Source organism: Microcoleus sp. MON1_C5 (genome assembly GCF_036701875.1).
Classification (GTDB): Bacteria; Cyanobacteriota; Cyanobacteriia; order Cyanobacteriales; family Microcoleaceae; genus Microcoleus.
Genome location: NZ_JAUBRN010000013.1, coordinates 17,829 through 39,674 on the forward strand (window position 1 = coordinate 17,829; position 21,846 = coordinate 39,674).

At 45.2% G+C, this 21,846-nt stretch carries 14 protein-coding genes; 9 read left to right on the top strand and 5 right to left on the bottom strand.

Annotation, left to right across the window (positions count from 1 at the left end):
- Window positions 1-258 precede the first annotated feature (258 nt).
- The gene (locus QUA71_RS08950; RefSeq protein WP_333284170.1) at window positions 259-1,614 is read left to right on the top strand and encodes a mechanosensitive ion channel domain-containing protein; all 1,356 of its coding nucleotides are present in this window, start codon (window positions 259-261) and stop codon (window positions 1,612-1,614) included.
- A 10-nt stretch (window positions 1,615-1,624) separates the two neighbouring features.
- On the top strand, window positions 1,625-2,761 hold the full coding sequence (locus QUA71_RS08955) for a flagellar assembly protein H (RefSeq protein WP_333284172.1): 1,137 nt from the start codon (window positions 1,625-1,627) through the stop codon (window positions 2,759-2,761).
- Between the two features lie 86 nt (window positions 2,762-2,847).
- Here QUA71_RS08955 and QUA71_RS08960 read toward each other — a convergent pair whose 3' ends face one another.
- The gene (locus QUA71_RS08960; protein WP_333284173.1) at window positions 2,848-3,459 is read right to left on the bottom strand and encodes a TetR/AcrR family transcriptional regulator; all 612 of its coding nucleotides are present in this window, start codon (window positions 3,457-3,459) and stop codon (window positions 2,848-2,850) included.
- Between the two features lie 113 nt (window positions 3,460-3,572).
- On the opposite strand from QUA71_RS08960, the gene QUA71_RS08965 reads away from it, so the two are divergent.
- The 3 genes from QUA71_RS08965 (at window position 3,573) to QUA71_RS08975 (ending at window position 7,394) form a co-directional block, all read left to right on the top strand.
- The gene (locus QUA71_RS08965; RefSeq protein ID WP_333284175.1) at window positions 3,573-5,000 is read left to right on the top strand and encodes an HlyD family efflux transporter periplasmic adaptor subunit; all 1,428 of its coding nucleotides are present in this window, start codon (window positions 3,573-3,575) and stop codon (window positions 4,998-5,000) included.
- Between the two features lie 273 nt (window positions 5,001-5,273).
- Window positions 5,274-6,458, top strand: a complete 1,185-nt coding sequence (gene devC / locus QUA71_RS08970; protein WP_333284177.1) for an ABC transporter permease DevC — start codon at window positions 5,274-5,276, stop codon at window positions 6,456-6,458.
- A 219-nt stretch (window positions 6,459-6,677) separates the two neighbouring features.
- Window positions 6,678-7,394: a DevA family ABC transporter ATP-binding protein gene (locus QUA71_RS08975; protein ID WP_333284179.1), complete on the top strand. Its 717-nt coding sequence runs from the start codon at window positions 6,678-6,680 to the stop codon at window positions 7,392-7,394.
- Between the two features lie 116 nt (window positions 7,395-7,510).
- Here the strand turns inward: QUA71_RS08975 and QUA71_RS08980 are convergent, their stop codons facing one another.
- The 3 genes from QUA71_RS08980 to QUA71_RS08990 form a co-directional block, all read right to left on the bottom strand.
- Entirely contained in the window at window positions 7,511-8,569 is a 1,059-nt protein-coding gene (locus QUA71_RS08980) for a glycoside hydrolase family 104 protein (RefSeq protein ID WP_333284181.1), read from the bottom strand.
- A 103-nt stretch (window positions 8,570-8,672) separates the two neighbouring features.
- The gene (locus QUA71_RS08985) at window positions 8,673-9,938 is read right to left on the bottom strand and encodes a glycosyltransferase family 1 protein (protein WP_333284183.1); all 1,266 of its coding nucleotides are present in this window, start codon (window positions 9,936-9,938) and stop codon (window positions 8,673-8,675) included.
- A gap of 555 nt (window positions 9,939-10,493) precedes the next feature.
- Complete coding sequence (locus QUA71_RS08990) at window positions 10,494-11,411, bottom strand: YihY/virulence factor BrkB family protein (protein WP_333284185.1); 918 nt, start codon at window positions 11,409-11,411, stop codon at window positions 10,494-10,496.
- Between the two features lie 111 nt (window positions 11,412-11,522).
- Here QUA71_RS08990 and QUA71_RS08995 point away from each other — a divergent pair, with 111 nt between their 5' ends.
- The 4 genes from QUA71_RS08995 (at window position 11,523) to QUA71_RS09010 (ending at window position 14,960) form a co-directional block, all read left to right on the top strand.
- Window positions 11,523-12,608 (top strand): hypothetical protein, encoded by a 1,086-nt coding sequence (locus QUA71_RS08995; protein WP_333284187.1) that lies wholly within the window; start codon window positions 11,523-11,525, stop codon window positions 12,606-12,608.
- 367 nt (window positions 12,609-12,975) lie between these two features.
- Complete coding sequence (locus QUA71_RS09000; RefSeq protein ID WP_333284189.1) at window positions 12,976-13,869, top strand: CNNM domain-containing protein; 894 nt, start codon at window positions 12,976-12,978, stop codon at window positions 13,867-13,869.
- 118 nt (window positions 13,870-13,987) lie between these two features.
- Window positions 13,988-14,185, top strand: a complete 198-nt coding sequence (locus tag QUA71_RS09005) for a hypothetical protein (RefSeq protein ID WP_333284191.1) — start codon at window positions 13,988-13,990, stop codon at window positions 14,183-14,185.
- 154 nt (window positions 14,186-14,339) lie between these two features.
- A complete protein-coding gene (locus tag QUA71_RS09010) occupies window positions 14,340-14,960 on the top strand; it encodes a hypothetical protein (RefSeq protein ID WP_333284193.1) in 621 nt (206 codons plus the stop codon).
- Between the two features lie 49 nt (window positions 14,961-15,009).
- Here the strand turns inward: QUA71_RS09010 and QUA71_RS09015 are convergent, their stop codons facing one another.
- On the bottom strand, window positions 15,010-21,756 hold the full coding sequence (locus tag QUA71_RS09015) for a glycosyltransferase (protein ID WP_333284195.1): 6,747 nt from the start codon (window positions 21,754-21,756) through the stop codon (window positions 15,010-15,012).
- Window positions 21,757-21,846 lie beyond the last annotated feature (90 nt).

The following is a 21,846-nucleotide window of genomic DNA, read 5'->3' on the forward strand; positions in this document are numbered from 1 at the left end:
TTTTTTACGATAGTAAAAAAATACTAATTTTTCGTAATAACGACTTTCTGCATGATTTTTTAGACGAAGAAGTAAAAATTTTATTCCTTACTCCCATCTGCTTAACAACTTAAAAAAACATTACTTTTTGAATTTAACTTGAATACAATACCTGAAGAAATATTGCTTAAAATTACCCAAGTTTTTACAGCGACCCTATTTAAAATAGGTGAAAACCCTGTATCGCTGCAGTCACTTGGGGAACTGATTGTATTGTTCATGGCTATCCTTGTCATAGCACGCTCTTTTACGAACTTTCTTAAGGAAAACTTGCTTGTCAAACTGGGAATTGACGAGGGGAACCGGGAAGCTATCGCAGTTATTATTGGGTATTTAATAGTAGCTTTGGGGGTGATAGTCGCCATCCAAAGCATCGGCTTTAACCTCGCTTCTTTTGCAGTAGTTGCGGGGGGGCTGGGAGTCGGAATTGGCTTTGGCATCCAAGATTTAACAACTAATTTTGTCAGCGGCTTAACGCTGCTTTTAGACAGACCCGTGAAAGTCGGAGACTTTGTGGAATTAGAAGGATTAATGGGAATCGTCAAAAAAATCTCGATTCGATCGACCATCCTCCAAACCACCGAGGACTCCAGCGTCATAGTTCCCAACAGCAACATGATTAGCAACAAAATTGTTAACTGGAGTTACGAAAACTCGCTACTCTGTCTGCGAGTTCCCGTAGAAGTAGCGGAGAATAGTAACCCGCTGTTAGTGACAGAAACTCTGTTAAATATTGCTTACGCGGAAGCGGGAGTTTTATACGAACCGAATCCGAAAGTATTGTTTGTCGAGTTTGGTGATGATAGTTTTAAATTTGAACTTTTAGTTTGGACGGATAGGCCGATTGAAAGAGAAGTAATTAAAAGTTCTTTGAATTTTGCCATTGAATACAATTTCCGCCAGCATAAAATCGACTTCCCCTTCAATAATAGAGAAATTTATTTGAAAAATCCCGAAGTTCTGTTGTCAATGTTCAACCAAAAAGAAACTGCAATTGACATCAGGAACACTTCCTCTGAAAAAAAGCAAAAGATGCCTATTTTTGGAGACGAAATGAAAAAGCTATCGTCCCTTAGCTGTTTGCTGCGAGAGGTAGAATACTTTGAAAATCTGACGGATCTTGAATTGCGGCAATTGATTGAAGTTGGATACCGCAAACGGCTGCGACCGCAAGAATATTTGTTTCATGAAAACGACCCGGGAGATGCTTTTTACATGATTCTTTCAGGTTCAGTAGAAGTTTTTGTAGAAGCTATTGACAAACACCTGAATAACCTGGGTACGGGTCAGTTTTTTGGGGAACTTTCTTTGATGTTGGGAATCCCCAGAACTGCTTCAGTGAGAGCTTTGGAAGAAACAATTTTGTTTGCTATCAATAAAGAAGGTTTCCAAAAAGTTTTAACTGAACGACCTGATTTATCGGAACAGATTATTAAAGAAATAGTCAAACACAAAGAAGAACTAAGCGAAAGACAGGAATTATTGCGAGAAATGGAATTAGTAGATGCAGCAGAAGAGGAGGAAAATCCTGTAGAATGGGTGAGAAAACGGTTAAAAAATCTATTTAGCGTTTGAAATAATTTCTATGACGCGATTTATTCACGATCTCTTTGCGAAAGAATACCTGGAGGAATTGCTGTCGCCGCTCGGAACGGTTAATATCGGCCGCGATGTGACTTCCGAAGTCCGAGAAATAGATGTTTATTTTACTCCCAGAACCGCAATTCCCGAATACTCAGAAACCCTGGGCTTGTTGGGAAAAATGGCAAACACAACTGCAATTTTTGAACCGTTTCGCAATCCTGCCAACGTCAGCGAAATTTGTAGCTGTCTGGGCAAGTTATTGGACGTGCGAGGTGAGTTAGAGCGAAAATTTAGGAGAGAAAATACTCGCTATGATGACGCTCAGTTACCCAAACTGTGGATTTTGATGCCCACAGCATCGAAAGCATTGGTAGATAGCTTTAATGCGATACCAGACACAGAGAATTGGATGCAGGGAATCTATTTTTTGGGTGAATCTTTGCGAACTGCAATTGTGGCGATTCACCAGTTGCCAGAAACTCCAGAAACTCTGTGGTTGAGGATTTTGGGCAAAGGGGGAGTGCAGCAAAGGGCTATTTCCCAATTAAGCGCTTTAGCTGCCGACGATCCGTTGCGGATTATCGCGCTAGAATTGCTGTATCGGTTACAGTCAAATTTAGTAACCGATGCGCCACAAGAATTAGAGCCAGAAGAGCGGGAGTTAATTATGGCCATTGCACCACTTTTTCAACAACAAATACAAGCAGCACAGCAACAAGCTAGAGAAGAAGGGCTAGAACAAGGGCTAGAAAAAGGGCTAGAACAAGGACTAGAACGAGGCAGACAAGAACAACAACGCTTAATTTTAGAAAACTTTCTGCGAGTTAGATTTGGAGAATTAAGCCCCAAAATGACTGTTTTTCTATCTCCAATATCCAAGTTGGCGGCGGCGGAATTTACAGTGCTGTTGCTGGCAATCTCGATGCTGACCGTTGATGAAGCTGGGCGGGAAGCAGCGGTTAAATTGTTAGCTGAAAGTGCGTTGGAAATGCGATCGCCTGAATTGGGCGATCTTCTGCCTACAGCCGTTACTAATTTATTGGCATTGCCTGTGGCAGAATTGACCTTGTTTGTAGAACAACTGCCACAGTTATCGGCTCAGGAATTGAGGGACAGGTTAGGAAAAACACCTGACTAAAACCTGCGATCGCAGCCATAAAGGGATCTCGCTCTTTATGGCTGCGATCGTTCTCAAATAAAATTCCTAAATTTTGTCGATCGCACTTAGGAATTCGACTGCGCGGATAAAATCAAGTGCAGCAGACCGTCGATCAGTCGATCGCGCTCCATTGGAATAATATCTTTGCCGTGCATCATATGCTGCGTTAACTGGAAATATACCAGCGATCCAATAAAAATCCGCGCCGTTGCCTCCGGATCTGGCAATTTTAACTCTGGATGCGATGCGAAATATTGAGTCAGCCGCTCGATACCCGGTTTAGCTAAGTTTTTCACAAAAGTCTGCGCTAGCTGGGGAAAACGCCCTGATTCCGCAATCACTAACCTCACAAAATTGAGGAATTCAGGTTCCTGCGTCACCTGCTCTAATAGAGTGGTGGCAACGAATCGCAGCGCTACGGCCGGTTCTTCATCCAGAACTGTAAAATGGACTTTTTCTCGCGCCAGCCGCTGTACCAAGGCCACGAATAATCCTTCTTTATCTGCAAAATAGCTGTAAACCGTGGCTTTGGAAACTCCCCCCGTCTTCGCTACCTTGTCCATACTCGTGCCCGCGTAGCCGTGGGTTAAAAATTCTTGCATCGCACCTTGCAGGATTTGCTCGGTTTTGTCACTTGCTGCGGCGCTGTCTGGTTCGCTGGGTTTTGTCCTGGCCATCGCTTGTCTTTGTAATTCTTGCTTCGGGTCTTGACATCATTATACTGAACGGTTTAGTATTTAATTTAGAACTAAACGGTTTAGTTTTATCAACCTAAATGATGAGGTGTGTCATGGTACACCAACCAACAGCCGACGGCTTATCCTCAACTCCATCCCTAGTTAAACAACTCCTAGTTGTGGCAGCAGTAGCAACCCTGGCTGCAGGGGGAACCACAGGCTACACGATCTGGCGATCGCGCATACCCGATCCCAACGCAGTAGCAGCAGCAGCAGCCGTCGCAGCATCCCAATTAACAACAGTTACAGCCTTGGGACGACTCGAACCCAGAGGAGAAGTAATTAAAGTCTCCGCCTCCGGTGCCGCGGAAGGAAACCGGATCGATCGACTTTTGGTGAAAGAGGGAGACACAGTGAAAACAGGTCAAGCGATCGCAATTTTGGACAGTCGCGATCGCCTGCAAGCCGCCCTCGACCAAGCTCAAGAACAAGTGCGCGTCGCCGAGGCAAATCTAGCAAAAGTGAAAGCTGGAGCCAAAAACGGCGAAATCCAAGCCCAAAAAGCGACTATTAGCCGTTTATCAGCCGATCGCAACAACGAGATCGCAGCGCAACAGGCGATCGTTGCGCGCCTAGAAGTCGATCGCAGCACCGAAATCGCAGCGCAAGAAGCCACAATTGCTCGCATCAGGGCCGAACAGCAAGGGGAAATTCAAACTCAAAAAGCCGCAATTGCCCGCCTACAAGCCGAACTCCGCAACGCCCAAAGCGAGGATCGGCGGTACTCCCAACTCTATGAACAGGGAGCAATTTCCGCCTCAACTAGCGACAGCAAAAGCCTCGCAGCCGAAACAACTCAACAGCAACTCAACGAAGGAAAGGCAAAACTAAATCAAATTCAGCAATCGCGCCAACAACAAATTAACGAAGCCCAAGCCAAACTCAACCAAATTCAACAATCGCGCCAACAACAGATTAACGAAGCCCAAGCCAAACTCAGCCAAATTCAGGAATCTCGACAACAGCAGATTAATGAAGCCGTGGCAAATCTCGATCGCATCGCCGAAGTGCGTCCCGTTGACATAGCAGCAGCCGCCGCCGAAGTCAGTTCCGCCGCTTCTGCAGCCAAAGGCGCCAAAGCCAATCTGGATCTAGCTTACATCCGTGCTCCCAGAGACGCCCAAGTCCTGAAAATTCACACGCATCCGGGGGAAAGGGTGGGAAACGACGGCATTGTCGAACTCGGACAAACTCGCGAGATGCTGGCTGTTGCGGAAATCTACGAAAGCGATGTGGACAAAGTACGACTCGGACAAACCGCCAAAATTACTAGCGATGCTTTGACCGGCGAATTGCGCGGAACTGTCGAATATATTGGTTTGCAAGTGCAGCGGCAAAACATTGTTAACACCGATCCTTCTGCGAATATTGATAGTCGAATTGTGGAAGTAAAAGTGCGTTTGGATGCAGCTTCCAGCCAGAAAGTAGCGGGATTAACCAATTTGCAGGTCAAAGTGGCGATCGGCGAAATTAAAGATTAAGTAAGCTGCTACGCATCTAAATTGTATTTTTGGGCGGGCGGGACGCCCACCCCACAAGAATTTGCTCGAATTTGATTGTCAAATTTAGATGAGCCTCAGCTTAAAAAATGTTACTCCCTTCCCGGTAGAAAACTATCTACTTCTTCTTTTCTCTTCCTTCGTGTCCTTCGCGTCTTCGCGGTTCAATAATTACATATTCTTTCTGTACGAAGAGAGTAAACCATCACTCCTATCTCTTCAATCCCAAATCCGAAATCCCCAATCTAAAATCCTATGCTTGGACTCATCCAACCCTTACAAAAATTAAGACGCAGAACTCCCCTCGGATGGCTGCAACTGAGTCACGACAAAGGGCGAATGGCCGTTGCAGTAGCAGGAATTGCCTTTGCTGACGTTTTGATGTTCATGCAGTTAGGCTTTCAAAATGCGCTTTACACCAGCAATACGCGGCTGCATCAAGCCTTGCAAACAGACTTAGTTTTGATTCACCCTCAAGCGCGAAATTTGATTAATTTGTCTTCCTTCTCCAGGCGCAGATTGTATCAAGCAATGAACGTACCGGGCGTCAAATCAGCCGAGCCGCTTTACGTGAAAATTGCTAACTGGAAAAATCCCGAAACTCGGCGCGAAACGTCGCTGATGGTGGTGGGTTTCAATCCCGATCGCCCTGCGTTTGCGCTTCCAGAAGTTAACCAAAATTTGAGCGCGATTAAATTGCCGGATACCGTGTTGTTCGATCGAGCTTCTAGGGGAGACTACCAAGGGACGATCGCGCAAATCGATCGAGGAAAAGCCGTTAAAGCTGAGGTCGAGCGACGCACGATTAACGTCAGCGGTTTATTCACAGTTGGGGCATCTTTTGCCGCCGACGGTATTTTGATGACTAGCGATCAAAATTATTTGCGCCTGTTTGCGAGACAAAACGCCGCGAGTGTTAATGCCGGGTTAATTCAACTGCAACCGGGTGCTGACCCCGTGGAAGTTCAACAAGTTTTGAAAGCATACTTACCGCCGGATGTCAAGGTACTAACAAAACAAGAATTTATCGATTTTGAGAAAAACTATTGGGCTAAGAATACTGCGATCGGCTTTGTGTTTAATTTAGGCGTCGCGATGGGTTTTGTGGTAGGAGTAATTATCGTTTATCAAGTTCTCTCAACCGATGTCAGCGACCACATGGGAGAATACGCTACTTTCAAAGCCATGGGCTACCGCAATGTTTATTTACTCGGTATCGTTTTTGAAGAAGCTCTAATTCTTTCCGTCCTCGGTTTTTTGCCGGGAGTAGGAGTCTCTCTCGGACTCTACTCTTTAACTCGCAAAGCTACAAATTTACCCCTTTATATGACGCTGCTTAGAGCATTTATAGTATTACTTTTGAACGTGATTATGTGCACTATTTCAGGAGCTATTGCCACTCGCAAACTGCAAGCAGCCGATCCAGCAGATATGTTTTAAGGGAAAATGAATCAGTTTATAAGATTCGGCGGTTTCAAGCGCTACTACACAAACGAAGTCCGCCTTCGCGGACTAAAGAATAAAGGGGTATTGAAGCCTGATTTGGTATAAAGTCCTGACTGCACACATATTTTTTGTAATCATTCTCTTGTTTTCCATCTGCGTTCTCGGCGACCAAAGGGGTTTATTCTTAAATCTCAAACCTCAAATTAATAAGTTATGAATTCTACTACTCTCTACCCAACAACCAACGCATTACAGATTCCTGCACCAGTAATTTCCGCGCACCAACTCGACCACTACTTCGGTCAAGGTCAACTGCGAAAACAGGTACTTTTTGACATTAATCTCGAAATTAATGCAGGTGAAATCGTGCTGATGACGGGGCCGTCTGGTTCGGGAAAAACTACGCTTTTAACTTTGATTGGCGGACTGAGATCCGGTCAATCGGGAAGTCTCAAAATTCTCGGTCAAGAAATGTGCAAAGCGAGTGCAGACCAATTGGTAAAGGCGCGGCGCAAAATAGGGTACATTTTTCAGGCGCACAACTTACACCGCAGTTTGACGGCGCTGCAAAACGTGCAGATGGGTTTGGAAGTTCACGGGAATTTGTCGCGTTCCCAAATGCGCGATCGCTCTGCAAAAATGCTAGAGTTAGTAGGACTGGAACAGCGGATTAACTATTATCCAGATGATTTGTCGGGAGGACAGAAACAAAGAGTTGCGATCGCCCGCGCTTTGGTCAGTCAACCGCAAATTGTTTTAGCTGACGAACCAACAGCCGCCCTGGACAGCAAATCCGGTCGCGAAGTGGTGAATTTGATGCAGCAACTAGCCAAAGAACAGGGTTGTACTATTTTGTTAGTAACCCACGATAACCGAATTTTGGATATTGCCGATCGCATTGTTCACATGGAAGATGGAAAATTAGCCTAATTTTTAAATTTCCGAAGAATAGAAATCACCCATAACTCCCCCATTTTCAATTTTGGATGTCAAAATTTAATCCAAAATTGCCAAACCCCAATCTAAACTCGTCCGGGGACTATTCACTAATTACTAACAACCAATCCTGGGCGGTCAATCCCCAAATTTTGCAGGTACATTGCTTCGAGTTTGGGCATCGACGATTCCACAGAACCGCCATAACGCCGAAAAGAAGGCCAGATGTAAGCGAGTTTTCTGACTGCTGACTCCAATCGCCCCGCTTCTATATCTTCTAAGGCACCTTTTTCTCGGATTAACTCTATAGCCATCAAATCTTGATTTTGGGGGCTGAAATCGCGGACGCCAAATTTTTTGGCAAATCTGTCCCAGGTTGTGCTGAGAAACTGATATCGCCCCGCTGCGTCGGAACAGAGTTTTTTGCCGTAGCGGCGGCCGCACCTCATTTCCCTGGGATGATCTTGAAAGCTGACAAATTTCGTGCCGGTGTACTGGGTGCGGTAGCCGTCGGCGCTAGCGGTTCCTTCGGCGGCGGCAATTGTGTCGAGAAAGGCTTTCACTCGACGTTCCGGGCCGATGCTATCGAGTCTGTTATCCTGTATGGACTCTGGTGAATTGAGGGTTGCAGTTTCGGGTTCTCGATCGAGCTCGATGTTATTCTCTCCTTTGTCTGGTGAATCGAGGACCGCAACTTCCAGCAGGCGTTTCGGGGTGGGCGAGCTTTCTACCGAGACCGATTGTGCCCACAGCAGCCTCGGCGTCATTCGACCTAAGAAAAAGCACAAACAGATTAAGAAACCCCAAGAGAGTTGAAAACGAAGGCGTTTGGACAGTTGCCTGCGCTGCCGCACCGGCCACCCGTGCAGAGGGAGGGCTGCGGGCAATATTCCCGTTTGCTGGCCGAAGGCGAACAGCGATTTCAGCGCTAGCAAGGTTTGGTTGTAGAAACCGGGTGCAAGTTTCCGAGCTCTCATTGCTGCGGCGAAAGTCTCGACATCTGTCAGAGTCACTTCTGCCAGCGGTTTTTCTACAAACAGCCGAAAACGGTTGGTCGCCTGCCAGCTAAAGCGCTTGCTGCGGGGGGATTGGCCCTCCACCCACAGGCGAATTAGCTCGATGTCTGAAATGGGTTGTAGATGGCTTCCCAGATGTTCTGGTGCGTACAAGAGTACCTCCTGATATCACTTCTAGTTGAAGGTTCCCAGTTAGAACGGATGAGTGAAACAGGGGCTCAAGGGAAACTCGCTTCAACTATACTAAGTGATACTACTAAGCGCTCACCGGGTCAAGCTCAAGGGCCGATTGTTCGAGCAGTTGAGTGTAAAGTTGACCCAGTTGGGAGCCGATACCGTTCCAACTGAAATAGGTTTCGACGCGCTTGCGGCCTGTGTGTCCGAGTTGCTGGCGCCATACTGAGTCAGCTAACAAGCGATCGAGCGCCTCGGCAAAGGCTGCTTCATTTTTCGGCGGCGCGAGCAAACCTGTTTCTTGCGGCACTACAGTATATTTGAGCCCTCCCACGTCGGAGGCGATTACGGGCGTGCCGCAGGCCATCGCTTCAATGGCCACTAAACCGAAGGGTTCGTAGTGGCTGGGAACGACGCACACATCGGCGGCGGCGTAGTAGCCGGGGAGAATGTCTCGGCTCAAGGCGCCGGGAAAACTGGTAATGTCGCTCAGCCCGAGTTCTTCAACGATGCTGCCGATACGATCGCGCTCTTTGCCATCGCTTTCCCCCGCACGCCACCCGCCACCAATTATGAGTTTTAAATCGGCTTTGGGCACCGCCGACCGACTGACGGCGCGGACTAAGGTTTCGATGCCCTTGCGGCGGTCGAAACGGCCGACATACAACACGACTTTGGTTTCGGGGGCTATTCCCAAGTGGCGGCGGGCGGTCGCTCGGGCGATCGAGCCGAACCGTTCAGTGTCGGTACCGCAGGAAATGATGTCAATATTGCCTTTTGAGGAAACCAGAGACCTCATGTGTTCTTTTTCTTGGGGACTGGTAGCCACTACGCGATCGGCTGTTTCCAAAAGTGTTTTTTCTACTTGCAGCCTGGTTTTGGCAATCATCGGAATTGTCGAAACCGACTTGTATTTAATTGCTGCCAAAGAATGGTAAGTGTGAACTTGCAGCAGAGGTTGCGATTTTTTCAACTCCATTCCCACCCAAGAAGACAGCCAGTAATTTGTGTGAACTAACGGATATTGAAAGCCTGACTCTAACTGAAACTTCTGAAATTCTTGAACAAAGATTGGTAAATATCCGTAGAGTTCATCGCGGGGAATAAATTCTTGTGGCCCTGCTACTAGCCGAATTGTCCGGCAATTCGGACTGTGCTGTACAATTCTTGCTTGTTGGCGATCGGATGAGCGGGTGAACATATCAACTTGCCACCCCTGTTTCGCCAGAGATTCCCCTACTTGACGCACGTAAACATTTTGCCCGCCCGCTTCTTGTTTGCCAATTTCCACAGAGGGATCGCCGTGTACCGATATAAGAGCGATACGTTTTTTACTTAATGAAATCATGATTGTTTACCAAAAATTAAAAATATTTCAGGAGAAGATTGAAGTTCAATTTTGGCTGCTGCGCCGGGACTGGAATCTTCTAGCTAATTTGTATTAAAGTCAAAATGCGGGATCGAGAAATCATCCTGAAGGGATAAGTTGCAGAGAAAAATTGACATACGACTTCCTTCTGCTGACAGAGACGTGCAGCAGCTCAAACTCTAGATAATCTAAATAGAAATTAATGAGGGTGAAGGGAATTTGCCGGATTCTGGTCGGTGTAAAACTCGAACCTGCTTTCAGCTTGGTGTTCGAGATGCGAGGTCAGTCGAAGGTATAATTTTTACTTCTCTGGATAAATTGGTAGGGATTTGGAGAAAGCAGAAGTAGGTGGCCCCGAAGACAGAATGTTACAGGGTCAGAGAAAAAAAAAGCAAAATTATTGCCTAGAAAATTTTTCTTTCTTTCCGCCTTCCGCCTTCTGCCTTTTTCCCTCTTCCTTCTGCGTTCTGCTTCTTACTTCTTATCTCAAACTAGGAATTCTTGTTTAACCTCAAATTTCCCGTTTGTGTAATGTTAAGATTTCTTCCGGTGTTTGCGTGCGGAGGATTCTCCGTTTTCGCTGTTGAGGATATTGTTTCGCGAACCTTGCATTCGGGAACCGTATCTGTTAGCCCAAACTTGGGTAAACTCGGCACCTAAGAACAGAATTTGAGCGGAATAATTAATCCAAAGCAGGATAATCACGAACGAGCCCGCAGCACCGTAGGTAGAGGCGATACCGCTACCTCCGAGGTAAACTCCAATTAGGGATTTGCCGATCGTAAACAGCACTGAGGTGATGGCGGCGCCGATCCAAACATCATTCCAGGCAAGATGGACATCGGGCAAAAGTTTGTAAATTAAGGCAAAAAGCAGCGTAACTACGCCAAAGGAGATAGCAAAGTCCACAATCTGCCAAATGCCGACTGGTAATTGCAGCCAGTTGTTCAACCAATAGCTGACGGCGGCTAAAACGGCGCTAATTACTAAAGATACTAGCAGTAAAAAGCCTATGCCTAAAATCATTGCAAAAGACAATACGCGGTCTTTCAGGAATCCCCAGATGCCTTGTCCGGGAGGCGGTGAAACATTCCAAATAGTATTGAGGGCTTCTTTGAGATTAGTAAACACGTTGGAAGCGCCCCACAAAAGTGTAGCGATGCCGACTAAAGTAGCAATCATTCCTGACTTTGGTTCGGAGGCTTTGAGGATGAGTTCTTGGACAGTTTGGGCGCCATCTTTGCCGATTAAACTTTGGAGTTGGGCGACGATTTGACCTTGGGCTGCCTCTGGACCAAAGACTACACCGACGATCGCAATTACGATAATTAGCAGCGGGGCCAGGGAGAAGACTGTGTAATAGGCTAGGGCGGCGGCTAAGGTTGGCGCTTTATCTTCTTGCCATTCAGTAAAAGTTTGTTTGAGCAGCGATATGACTGTTTTTAAGTTCACGGTCTTTGGTTTCCTTATACTTATCGTCCCAGGGATTCTAATAGGTTAAGAGTTTTTTAGCCTCGGCCACAAGATAGATTTATCAATTAGCAAATTCGGAAGATTACTTTTATGTCAGATTCCCACACAACTGTTAACAAGACCGATGTAAAATCGTCCAAAAAAACAATTTCTTGGGCAAAACTGAGCGCATTAGTAGCGGTAGTCAATTTCTTGCTGGTGCTTTTCCATTTCAATTACCTTCAGTTGCGCCCTGTTTATCAGAGCTATTTTCCGGGTTTAGTTAAAATTTATGACCCGATAAAAGGCATTGATTCGAGTTTAGCTAATCCCGAATATTTGAAAAGCGCTGACCAGTTTTGGCGAATTGATACGTTTTTTATCGGTTTTTTTGGGGCGGAATTTTTGATTAAAAGTCTGTTCCACACCCGCCGTAAACCGGGGGTAACTTGGTTTGATTTTGTGCTCAGGCGCTGGTACGAGGTGTTTCTGGTGATACCGATTTGGCAGGGGTGGCGGATTCTGCCAGTATTGGTGCGCCTTCACAAGTCGGGTTTGGTGAATCTCGATCGCGCAGTTGCTCAAGTTACCTACGAACCGGTGGCTTATTTAGCCAATACGATCTCGGAATACATGATGGTGCGGTTTATCAATCAAGCTAAAAATTCGATCAAACAGGGCGACGCGGCGCAGATGTTGCTGGCGCAGCAGCCCTACCTTCATGTCAATCAGGAAAATACGATCGAACAAATTACCAAGCGGATTTTGGATCTGACAATTTACAAAGTTTTGCCGCAGGTGCAACCGGATTTGGAAGAATTGCTGCACCACAATTTGGAAACAACCATCAAACAGTCGGATTTTTATCAAATCCTGCAAAATTTCTCTCCGATTAACATTTTGCCGACGGAGATGACGGAACAGGTAGCGAATTATTTGGCTCAAACTGCTGTGGATGTGGTAGCTAATACTTATGAAGACGATAAAGGTAGAAAAATTCTAGATAATTTCAGCCAAGAATTTAATCAAAGTTTGCGGCGGGAATTGCAAGATGAGAAAACTCTCGGGGAATTGCAGTCGCTGGTGTCGGATTTGTTAGAAGAAGTGAAGTTGAATTACATTCAAGGCGGGTTGAAGTCCGATCCGGTGCAGACTTTTACGGAAATTAACTCGCTCCGGGGAGTAAGGGAGAGTTGATACAGCAATGAGTTCCGGTGTTGTGAATTAGATTTTTTTTTACTCACATCTTGCATCATTGTTAAGAACAGGCTTTCCGGCCTGTTCCACAATAAAATTCATCTCTTGTGGAACAGGCCGGAAAGCCTGTTCCTAAACAAGTAATTGAGAATGGTGCAATATCTCAGTTAAAACGAACCGCGAAGACGCCAAGGGCGCGAAGGAAGAGAAGAGAAAGAGTTCACAAGTTATACGGGTAAGGTGCGCCGAGGTGCACCTACCAATAAGGGTAGTGGGGATATCCGAAATCTCTGGGAATAAACCTATCTGAATTCCAAGCTAAAATAAAAGAATTAACCTAAAACATCTATCATATTAGATATCTATCTTGAACAACCTTACTTGCCTGGAAATAGAAGTCGCTCAAACAATGCTGAGATTAGCAATGTTGCTGGGCTTAACACTTTTAATCGCCTTTTTTGTGGCATCAGAACTAGCATTAGTATCAGCCGATCGCCATCAAATCCGCCAACTCGCCCACTTGGACGATCGCCCAACCGCTAAAACCGCCGAACTCGTCCACCAAGCTCAGAACAACATACCGCATTACCTGTCTGTGACTCAAACTGGCACAACAGCAGGGAGTTTGCTGTTGGGTTGGTTGGGTGAGGGAGCGACTGTACACTGGATCGAACCGTGGATCGACAAATTGCCGATCGGTCATTTGCCGGCCGTGCTGACTGCTCATTCGATCGCAGTTCCCGCAGCTTTTATCTTAGTAACTTACGTAGAAATAGTCTTAGGAGAACTCATTCCCAAAGTATTAGCAACCCACGCCCCAGAACGCACCGCTTTGCTGTTGATGCCGACCCTCGAACTCTGCTCGAGATTACTGTGGCCGCTGCTAGCAATTCTCAACGGTACCGTGCGGCTGCTGACAGGTTGGATTACCAGTAAAGAGTCTCAACCGCTGCTGTCACCTTCCCAAGCAACTTTCGTTCAAAAAGATGCTCATTCGGCACTAATTTCAGGCCTATGGGAAGTGAAAGCAGTTAACGAAAAACTCGGGTTACACCTGCCGACTGACCAAGCTTACCAAACAATCGCCGGATTCGTGATCCACAATTTAGGTAAAATGCCAAATCAAGGCGATCGGCTATTGTGGGGCGAGTTAGAAATAGAAGCAGAAAATGTAGTAGAAGGCAGTTTAGAAACAGTGCTGCTGCGCCAAGTAACTCGTCCTTTGTTTGAGACTCATCAACCAGAACTTGTGTTAAATTGATCCTAAATCAGGCTTAAATACTTCCTCGCTTTATGTGTGTGAGGTTGTAATTAGTCGCTCAGTGCGACAACCTACCAGAAATCTGCAAATTGCATAAAGCACAGTTTATGAGGTGGATATGCTGAAAACGCTTTGGGCTACTGTTCGACAAGGGAAAATTGAACTGCTGGAGTTATCAGAATTACCCGAAGGGGCAAAAGTATTAGTAACAGTTTTACCTGATGAAGAAGGTGAGTTTTGGCTTCAAGCCAGTCAAACACCACTAGATAGAGTTTGGGACAATACTGAGGATGATGTTTATGCCCAGCTCCTCTAAAAATGACCTAATTTTGGTTAGATATCCCTTTTCAGACTTGTCTAGTTCTAAGGTAAGAGTAGTGTAGTAAATACTATCCGATGGGTTCGGTTGTCCATAAGCTGAGCTTTTTAGCAGACGTTAGACTTGAGAAGTGGTCATTAAGTAACAAATTATGCCTTTTACACACTATGCCTTAGATAACTACTTCGCTCAGGAAATTTCAGCATTGTCTGAGTGTAATGCTCCCGATCTAGGAGAGCATTTAGCTGAGGTAGAACCTTTAATGGATAACTTTATTTTTAATTCTATATTCACATTTCCTCTTAAAACCGAGTACAAACCTTATATTTTTGGAATCATCCGTCGCGTACAAATGGCTTTAGTTGAGTATCAAAATGGTCGTACTCTACTGCTTTTATATTTAAATGAGAGCAAAAAGAACATATCTTTATATTTTCAAGCGCTTTCTCATTTTGAAATAGCAGTTACACAATTATATCAGGCTTACGAATTTTGGAGAAAACTCGGAAAAAAAATAGAGTCAAAGGAAACGAATTTGTTTAAAACAGGAGACGGTAGCTCTCATGAAAAGCTTAATAGACTTTACAATATTAGCAAGCATCTTGAAGCGTCAACTATACCTGAAGGCAATTTACACCATGTTTGGATTTCCAACAATGGTATTTGTGCAAGCGGAGTCACAATGTCGTTTACAGAGTTAGCAGAGCTTGTTAAAGAATACGTAGCTCTTGCTAATGCCTTTTCTAATCCAAATCAAGATTCAATTCCCTAACTAATCGATCGCGCTGGGCGAGCCGCTGCCCGCCCTACGCGAGATCCGTTTACTTCACAGCAAGCTCGATCGCACCCCCAACAAACTGCTCGTAATCCGCCAACAACCACGGAGGCAAACAAGTATTCGCATCCTGAACCCGCAACTGTCCACGGCGACAATACAGCATCGCCGCCAACAAATTATTTACAGCTTTAGGCGCTCCAAACCCTTTACTCAACTCAACAACCAACGAGTTAAAAAACTCGCGATCGCTCTCATGCAGTGGCTCGTTAATAAACCCGCTGCCCAGCATTGCTTTGTAACCCTTGCCAAAATCGCTCCGGTACAAAAGTTCCAGTTGTTCTCCGGAAACGCTCAGCCACAAATCAGCCATTTGCTTGCGAATATGCCGCAGATCTGCTATTGCCAATTCAGCCGTCGGGTCTATTTCATAGAGATTGACGGCAGCAGTTAATTGATTGAGAAACTGGGGCAGATAATCTTGTTTGACAAGTGTTGGTTCTGTTGTCGCGAATACGCTTTCAAACACCTTTTCGTAATCTTCAAGCAACCACTGCGGCAAGCGGGTGCGAGCATCGGGAACCCGCATTTTTCCCGGAACAAAATACAGCATCGCACCCAGCAGAGCATTGATAGCTTGAGGCTGCACCAACCCTTGGCTAATTTCAGTCAATTTCTGCAAAAACTGCTGTTCGGCTTCAGTCATCGATTCTGCTTGCAAGCCGCAGCTAAGTATTGCTTGATATCCCTTGCGAACTTCTCCTCGGTAAAAACTTTCGAGTTTCTCTGAAGGAACAGTCAGCCAAAAATCAGCCATTTGTTTTCTAATTTGGCGGAGTTCCAAAACTACCGATTCGTCAGACGGATCGATGCGGTAAAGATTGACGCATCCTAACAGTTGATTCGCAAATTGGGGGGAGTGAATGTATTGAGCTAACAAGTCAGAAGTTGAATCAGACTTGACAGCGGCTTCACTCTCAAAAACTTGTTCGTAATCCTCAATTAACCAGTGTGGCAAACGGTTGCGAGCGTCGGGAATTCGCATGGTTTCCGGCGGGAAATACAGCATTGCGGCAAGCAAGGCGTTGACAGCTTTGGGATGCACTAATCCTTTGCTAATCTGGGTTAATTGCTGCAAAAATATTTGTTCGCTTTCGATCATCGGTTGACGTTGAAAACCGCTCTTTAGCAGGATTTGATAGCTGTTACCTGAAGCGCTCCTGTAGGCAGTTTCGAGGTTTTCGGCGGGAAGGTTGAGCCAAAAATCAGCGATTTGTTTGCGGATTTGACGCAGTTCGGATATTGCTGAGATGTTTGATGAGTTTCTTTGGTAAAGCTTGAGGGCATTCGAGAGCATCTCGCCCAAATCTGGCTGCTTGGGAATGCTATCCTGTAAGTTGCGCGATGCTTCCAGGTGGCTGGTTTGCCATTTGCCAAAGAGTTCTTGGAATAATTTGCCGATCGCCCCAGAGTATGCAACACTGTCAAAACAAGCCGGATTAGCTTGCATTTTTTGCTGAATTTCCTGGCGATAGCGTTGCCGAAGTTCAGGATTAGTGCCGAGAGTAACTGCTAGCTGAATGTAAGATGCTTCACTATTGGCAATTAAATCTGGCATAGAGAGCGATCGTACCACCGCCGCCCCCATTCTCGATCGCAAAGTATCGCCATCCCTAACCACCGTTGGAAGTCCCACCTCTAACGGATCTACAAGGGAAGTAGTCCCCGCATAGGGATAGGAATCCAAATAAACATCCCCCAACTTCAAAACTTCTTTAACATCCGCACGGTTAGGAAAACTCTTCAACACCCGCAAACGATTACTCTCAATGCCATACTTAGCAAAAACGGCTTTCATATTATTCACAAAAGCCCCTCCAGGATAATGATTAGTCCAGCTAGGACCGAAGGGCATTAAAAACAGCACCGAATTAGGAACAGCCGCCATAATTTTTGCCCATGTTTCCCTTAACTCCGGCACTAGCTTATACAAATTAGCGCTCGAAATAAACACAACCGATTCCTCGGAAATGCCGATACTATTTCTGGTGAAATTAATGTTAGGAGTATAAGGTTCGAGGGTATAGCTAAAACAGCAACCAGGCCCGTCAATAGTGGCTAATTCCTCGCGATAATGCTCCTGTCCTTCAGGTGCAGGTTCCATCAACTTACCAGCAATGTAATAGTCAATGTGTCGCATTCCCGTGGTAATGGGAGAATTAAAACAGGTAGTTTGTACCCGCGCCAATCGATGCAGCGCCAGTAAACTAATCGGATGAGTAACCGCAGTAATATTGGTAGCAATCAGCAGAATATCTAAATCATCAGCGCGGATTGTCTGAACTTGACTTGGCAAGTCATTAGACAGTTTAACCAGTCTGTCAGCGCGACTCTGACAATACTGTTCTAGTTTATTCCCGTCGAGATTGAGAGCGTATAAAATAATTTCAAATTGCTCTCGATTCAGATATTCAAAAGCTGGCAAGGTAGCGAAAGTTTCCGTCATCGCCCCGAAATGTTTAGTCAGGACACCAAGGCGAATTTTCGGTCTGTTCGCAGGTCTAGCCGGAAAAATGCAATCAAGCGCAGCGCCACGATTTTTCATGGCATATTCAATAATATCTGCCCGCTTTGTGTATATATCCTTGAGATTTTCACTATTGAAGTACAGAGGGATAAAGTTAGCGCTTTTGGTAAAGAACCAGGCGATTTCCTGCCAGACTTGTGAGTTTTGGTTCTTGAAGATATTGCTATGCAAATAACTGACCCATCCCTGCACATACCGGCAATAATTGTCAGCCTCTCCTATTTCTTGAAAGAGAGTAGGCGCAGCAAACATAAATTTGAGGTAGTCGTTGACAAACCAATTAGGTATAACTGCATTTTCATAGTTCAGCAGTAACTGATCTGCACGACGGTAGAGGGCGGCTGCTAGTAGGTAGTTAATATCTTTGGGATTTTTAATTCCCTGGGAGAGATGCGATGCTAGTCGATCGATAACAGTCTTTTCGGCATCTGTCAGCGCTTCATCTTTGATGTTACTGTTGAGCAATAGCTGATGCGCCTTACCAGCATCACCGCCATAGGCATTTGCCAGTTGTTCAGCAGGCAGATTCAGCCAATAATTGGCAAGTTGCTGCCGGGATTGGCGGATGTTAGCGAGGTTTACTTCATTAGCTTGGTCTTTTTGATACTCTCCCACATATTGGGACAGCAAAGTTAAAAATTCTTCAGGTTTGTTAAATTCAACTAATTCATTAGCTATTAAATTGCCGTGTTGCTGCAAAATTTGCTGTGACCAACGCACTTCTTCGGGTTGGTAAAGTTGAGAGTGGAGGTGAATAATTGTGGCTCTCATTAAGTCTAATTTTGGGCGATCGCTAGCCATTTTTTGGGTTCTGCTAGATCCGTCGCCGTGCTGCCTGTAATAGAGGTAAGGCTTAGGTAATCGATCGCCTAACCAGCCTTTTTCATAGGCAGAAACCCAAAATTCCCAATCTTCGCATCCCAGCTTCATCACTTTTTTCAAGCCGCCTACTTGCTCGTAAATCTCCCTTCTAAAGAGGGAAGTAGCGGGGGCTTGATTGTCTCTTAAAAACCGATTGACATCAAAGTCACCGTGAACAACTAAATCGCAATTTGCTCCGAAGTGCTGCACATCTGTATAGACAAAACCCACATTCGGTTTTGCTAATAAAATTTCCACGCACTCCTCGATAAATTTGGGATGAAGTTTATCATCAGCATCTAGGAATAAAATAAACTTTCCTGACGACTGCTGAACGCCAACATTTCTCGAATCTGCGGGTCCCGTGTTGGGTTTATCTATGAGGCGAAGCGATTTTTGAGGATACAGTTTAATTAAATAATTGGCGAAGTTGCTGGTATCATCAGTGCTGCCATCATTGACAATTATGCACTCCCAGTTTGGATAAGTTTGACGGACAACACTTTCCACAGCTTCTCTGAGTAAAGTTGCGTGGTTGTAGCAGGGAATGATTACGCTAACGAGTGTTTCTGCGGAGGTGCGGTAGGGCATGGCATTTAGCTGTGATGGAGAGATTGAAACAGGTAATGTAGTGGCTGGTTTTACACCTCGGCGGGTGAGCCCATATTCATCCCATATTTGCCGAGTTTCTTGCTGCGATATTGGCGATGAATGTTCCAAACCTTGTTGATTTTCGCAGTACAAGCCGAGAATTTCTGGCAAGTGCACAATATTTTCGGTTTTGCCAATCCGCAGCCAAAATTCGTAATCGCCAGCCGCCCTAAATTCGGTTCGGAAATAGCCGTATTTTTCGTGCAGCGATTTTCTCCACATCGGCTGGGGACCAATAATGCAGCGCCGTTCCAGTTCGCTGTAGTCAAAGGCTGGCCAATTCCAGCACTTTTCTGCTTGGGTTTTTGCAAAAGTATCGTTAGCTGTGCTGGTGATTAATTGGTCAGCATAAACCAGACTTACTGGGGCATTTTTATCCAAGTATTTCGCCATGATTTCTAGGGCATCGGGGCGGTGTCTGTCATCGGTATTAGCATTAGTCATGTAAGCTCCGCGCGACATCTTAATGCCTCGATTCCAGGCTGCATATAATGTCTCGCGGTCCAAAGTGCGATCGTACACAATATTCGGATATTTCGCTTGAAATTCCCGCACAACAGACTGTTCATTTTCTTGGGAACCGCTGTCAATCACTATGATTTCCAGTTTGCCTTGTTTGTACAGCGTTTGCTCTACCAAGTCCTGCAAGCAGCCGCGGATAAATTTTTCGGAATTGTAAGTAGAAACGATCGCAGATACTTTAAAAGCCGACGGGACAGGCTGGGAGTTCTCACCATTCCCTAATTCCCCCTGCAAGCCTGCATCAGTTGGCTGTTGAACGGAAGGATTCTCCGAATGTGCGCGCTCAGCTACTTGAAGCAAAAGTGAGCTAACAGTTGCAGCCATTTTCGACCAAGAAAACTTCTTAGCTTGCTCTAACCCCGCCGCAATTAATGAGTTGCGGACAGCGGGCTGCTGTATTTCCTGCAAAGCATTGACAAGCCCAATAACATCATCCCCGTTTACATAAACCGCTGCTTGTCCTGCTACTTCTGGAATCGAACCGTTTGGACAGGTGATGACTGGACAACCGCAAGCCATTGCCTCAAGGACTGGCAACCCAAAGCCTTCATATTTCGACGGATAAACTAACACTGAAGCACCAGAATAAGCAGCTCTCAGTTCGCTGTCGCTTAGTTGCAGCGTGTGGACAGTATTCCCAGAACAGTACAATTTCAACTCTGGTTCTAATACAGGTTTGCCACCTGCACAGACTATATCAAAGTCAAACTTGTTGGCAAGTTGAGAAAAGGCTTTGAAGAATAATATCCCGTTCTTGTAACCATGCCAGCCTACCCTTTCGCCTACCAAAAGAAAATAGGGCTTGGTAATGCTGTATTTTGACTTAAAGCCTGAAACTTCTTCTCTATCGGCTGGCGAAAAATTGGCATCAATGCCACAGTGCGCTACAGCGATAGAATTTGAAGAAATCTGCGGAAAAACCTTAATTAAATCGCGGGCTGTATTTTCCGAAATGGTGATGTAAGCAGAGGCGTGGCGGATACCGCAATGCTTTTCTCTCCACTCGGGATGACCAATATTTTGTCCCCTCAACTCTGGAATCATGTCATAGGCCATGAATACCGATGGCGTTGACAAAGGCGTTGTATAATAAGTAGAAATAAATAAATCGGCTTTTTCTTCATTGCAGATTTGTTGGAGCATTTGGCGGTCGGCATCGGTTTTGCTGTAGTCGTAGCGGGCTACATTCCGGTACTGAATGCCGGGAACTTTGGGGGCGCTCCCTGCTCTGTCAAGAACTATAATGTTTTTGGCAAAACCATTTTCTGCCCAGTTTTCTAGCAGCGATTTCCAGACGCGACCAATGCCGGTGCTGTTGAGCTGATAAAATACGCCGTCTATTACAATTTTTCTACTTTTTTCAGGAGGTATGACAGCGGGAGTTGTCATTGATTTGCGGTTCTCTCTGTTTTCAATTTTTCTCAGGGCTTCCTCGTAATCCTGTTGGAGTAATGAAGGTTTTTTCAATTCCGGCTCTTTGTAAGATGATAAGCTTTGAAAAAGTTGAGGCTGAATTTCCTTGTCTGAAAAAATATGCAATGAATCGCCGTTAGAGTAAAAGTTTAAATTAAATTTGTCGGCAATTATCGAGAGGGCTTTGCTGGTATAAATAGAAATGTGCTGACCTTCATCTAGGGCATAGTACCACCAGTCGTTGGGCTTGGGGTTGTTGGCTGGCAGCAGTTTGGTACTGAATAAAATATTGCGGGAAAATTTGAAGATTTTTTGGATATCCTCCAGCGGATTAACAAAATGCTCAAATACTTCAAAAGCTGTCACTAATTCGTAGCTGTAGCTGCTGTTTTCGTCTGCCTCAAATCCTTGAGCAAATATATTCTTACAATATTTATCGTGCCAAAAAAAATCCCATCCAAAATCTCTCATCATCCGAACAAATACACCGTATCCGCCCCCGTAGTCTAAAAATTTAGCGCTGTGATTGAACAAATTAAAAATAATATTATTGGCGGCGTTTGAGAACATCGTGCTTCTCGATAACATTCCCACGTCGCTGCTAGCTATGGCTTCTGAATAAGCCTCATCAAGCCAGTAGGGTTCTTCAGTTTGAACAAAGCCGCAATTTGAGCATTGAAAATACTCGACGTTATATTTTTTTAGGAGCCTAGCCACAGCAAAGGTGTTTGTTGGAAAATCACAAATATTGCACTTCATTTTGATTATTTAAACTTACAAAATTATTCAACTAACTGCCTGTATTGGAATGCCGAATATTTCTGAGACTTAACTAATTTTCTAATAGTC

Bases quoted from the DNA above. Each gene is read 5' to 3' on its own strand.
- QUA71_RS09015 (WP_333284195.1), bottom strand. From the start codon at position 21,756: ATGAAGTGCAATATTTGTGATTTTCCAACAAACACCTTTGCTGTGGCT.
- devC (WP_333284177.1), top strand. From the start codon at position 5,274: ATGCTTGGACTCATCCAACCCTTACAAAAATTAAGACGCAGAACTCCC.
- QUA71_RS08950 (WP_333284170.1), top strand. From the start codon at position 259: ATGGCTATCCTTGTCATAGCACGCTCTTTTACGAACTTTCTTAAGGAA.
- QUA71_RS09005 (WP_333284191.1), top strand. From the start codon at position 13,988: ATGCTGAAAACGCTTTGGGCTACTGTTCGACAAGGGAAAATTGAACTG.
- QUA71_RS08995 (WP_333284187.1), top strand. From the start codon at position 11,523: ATGTCAGATTCCCACACAACTGTTAACAAGACCGATGTAAAATCGTCC.
- QUA71_RS08960 (WP_333284173.1), bottom strand. From the start codon at position 3,459: ATGGCCAGGACAAAACCCAGCGAACCAGACAGCGCCGCAGCAAGTGAC.
- QUA71_RS08965 (WP_333284175.1), top strand. From the start codon at position 3,573: ATGGTACACCAACCAACAGCCGACGGCTTATCCTCAACTCCATCCCTA.
- QUA71_RS08985 (WP_333284183.1), bottom strand. From the start codon at position 9,938: ATGATTTCATTAAGTAAAAAACGTATCGCTCTTATATCGGTACACGGC.
- QUA71_RS09010 (WP_333284193.1), top strand. From the start codon at position 14,340: ATGCCTTTTACACACTATGCCTTAGATAACTACTTCGCTCAGGAAATT.
- QUA71_RS08975 (WP_333284179.1), top strand. From the start codon at position 6,678: ATGAATTCTACTACTCTCTACCCAACAACCAACGCATTACAGATTCCT.
- QUA71_RS08955 (WP_333284172.1), top strand. From the start codon at position 1,625: ATGACGCGATTTATTCACGATCTCTTTGCGAAAGAATACCTGGAGGAA.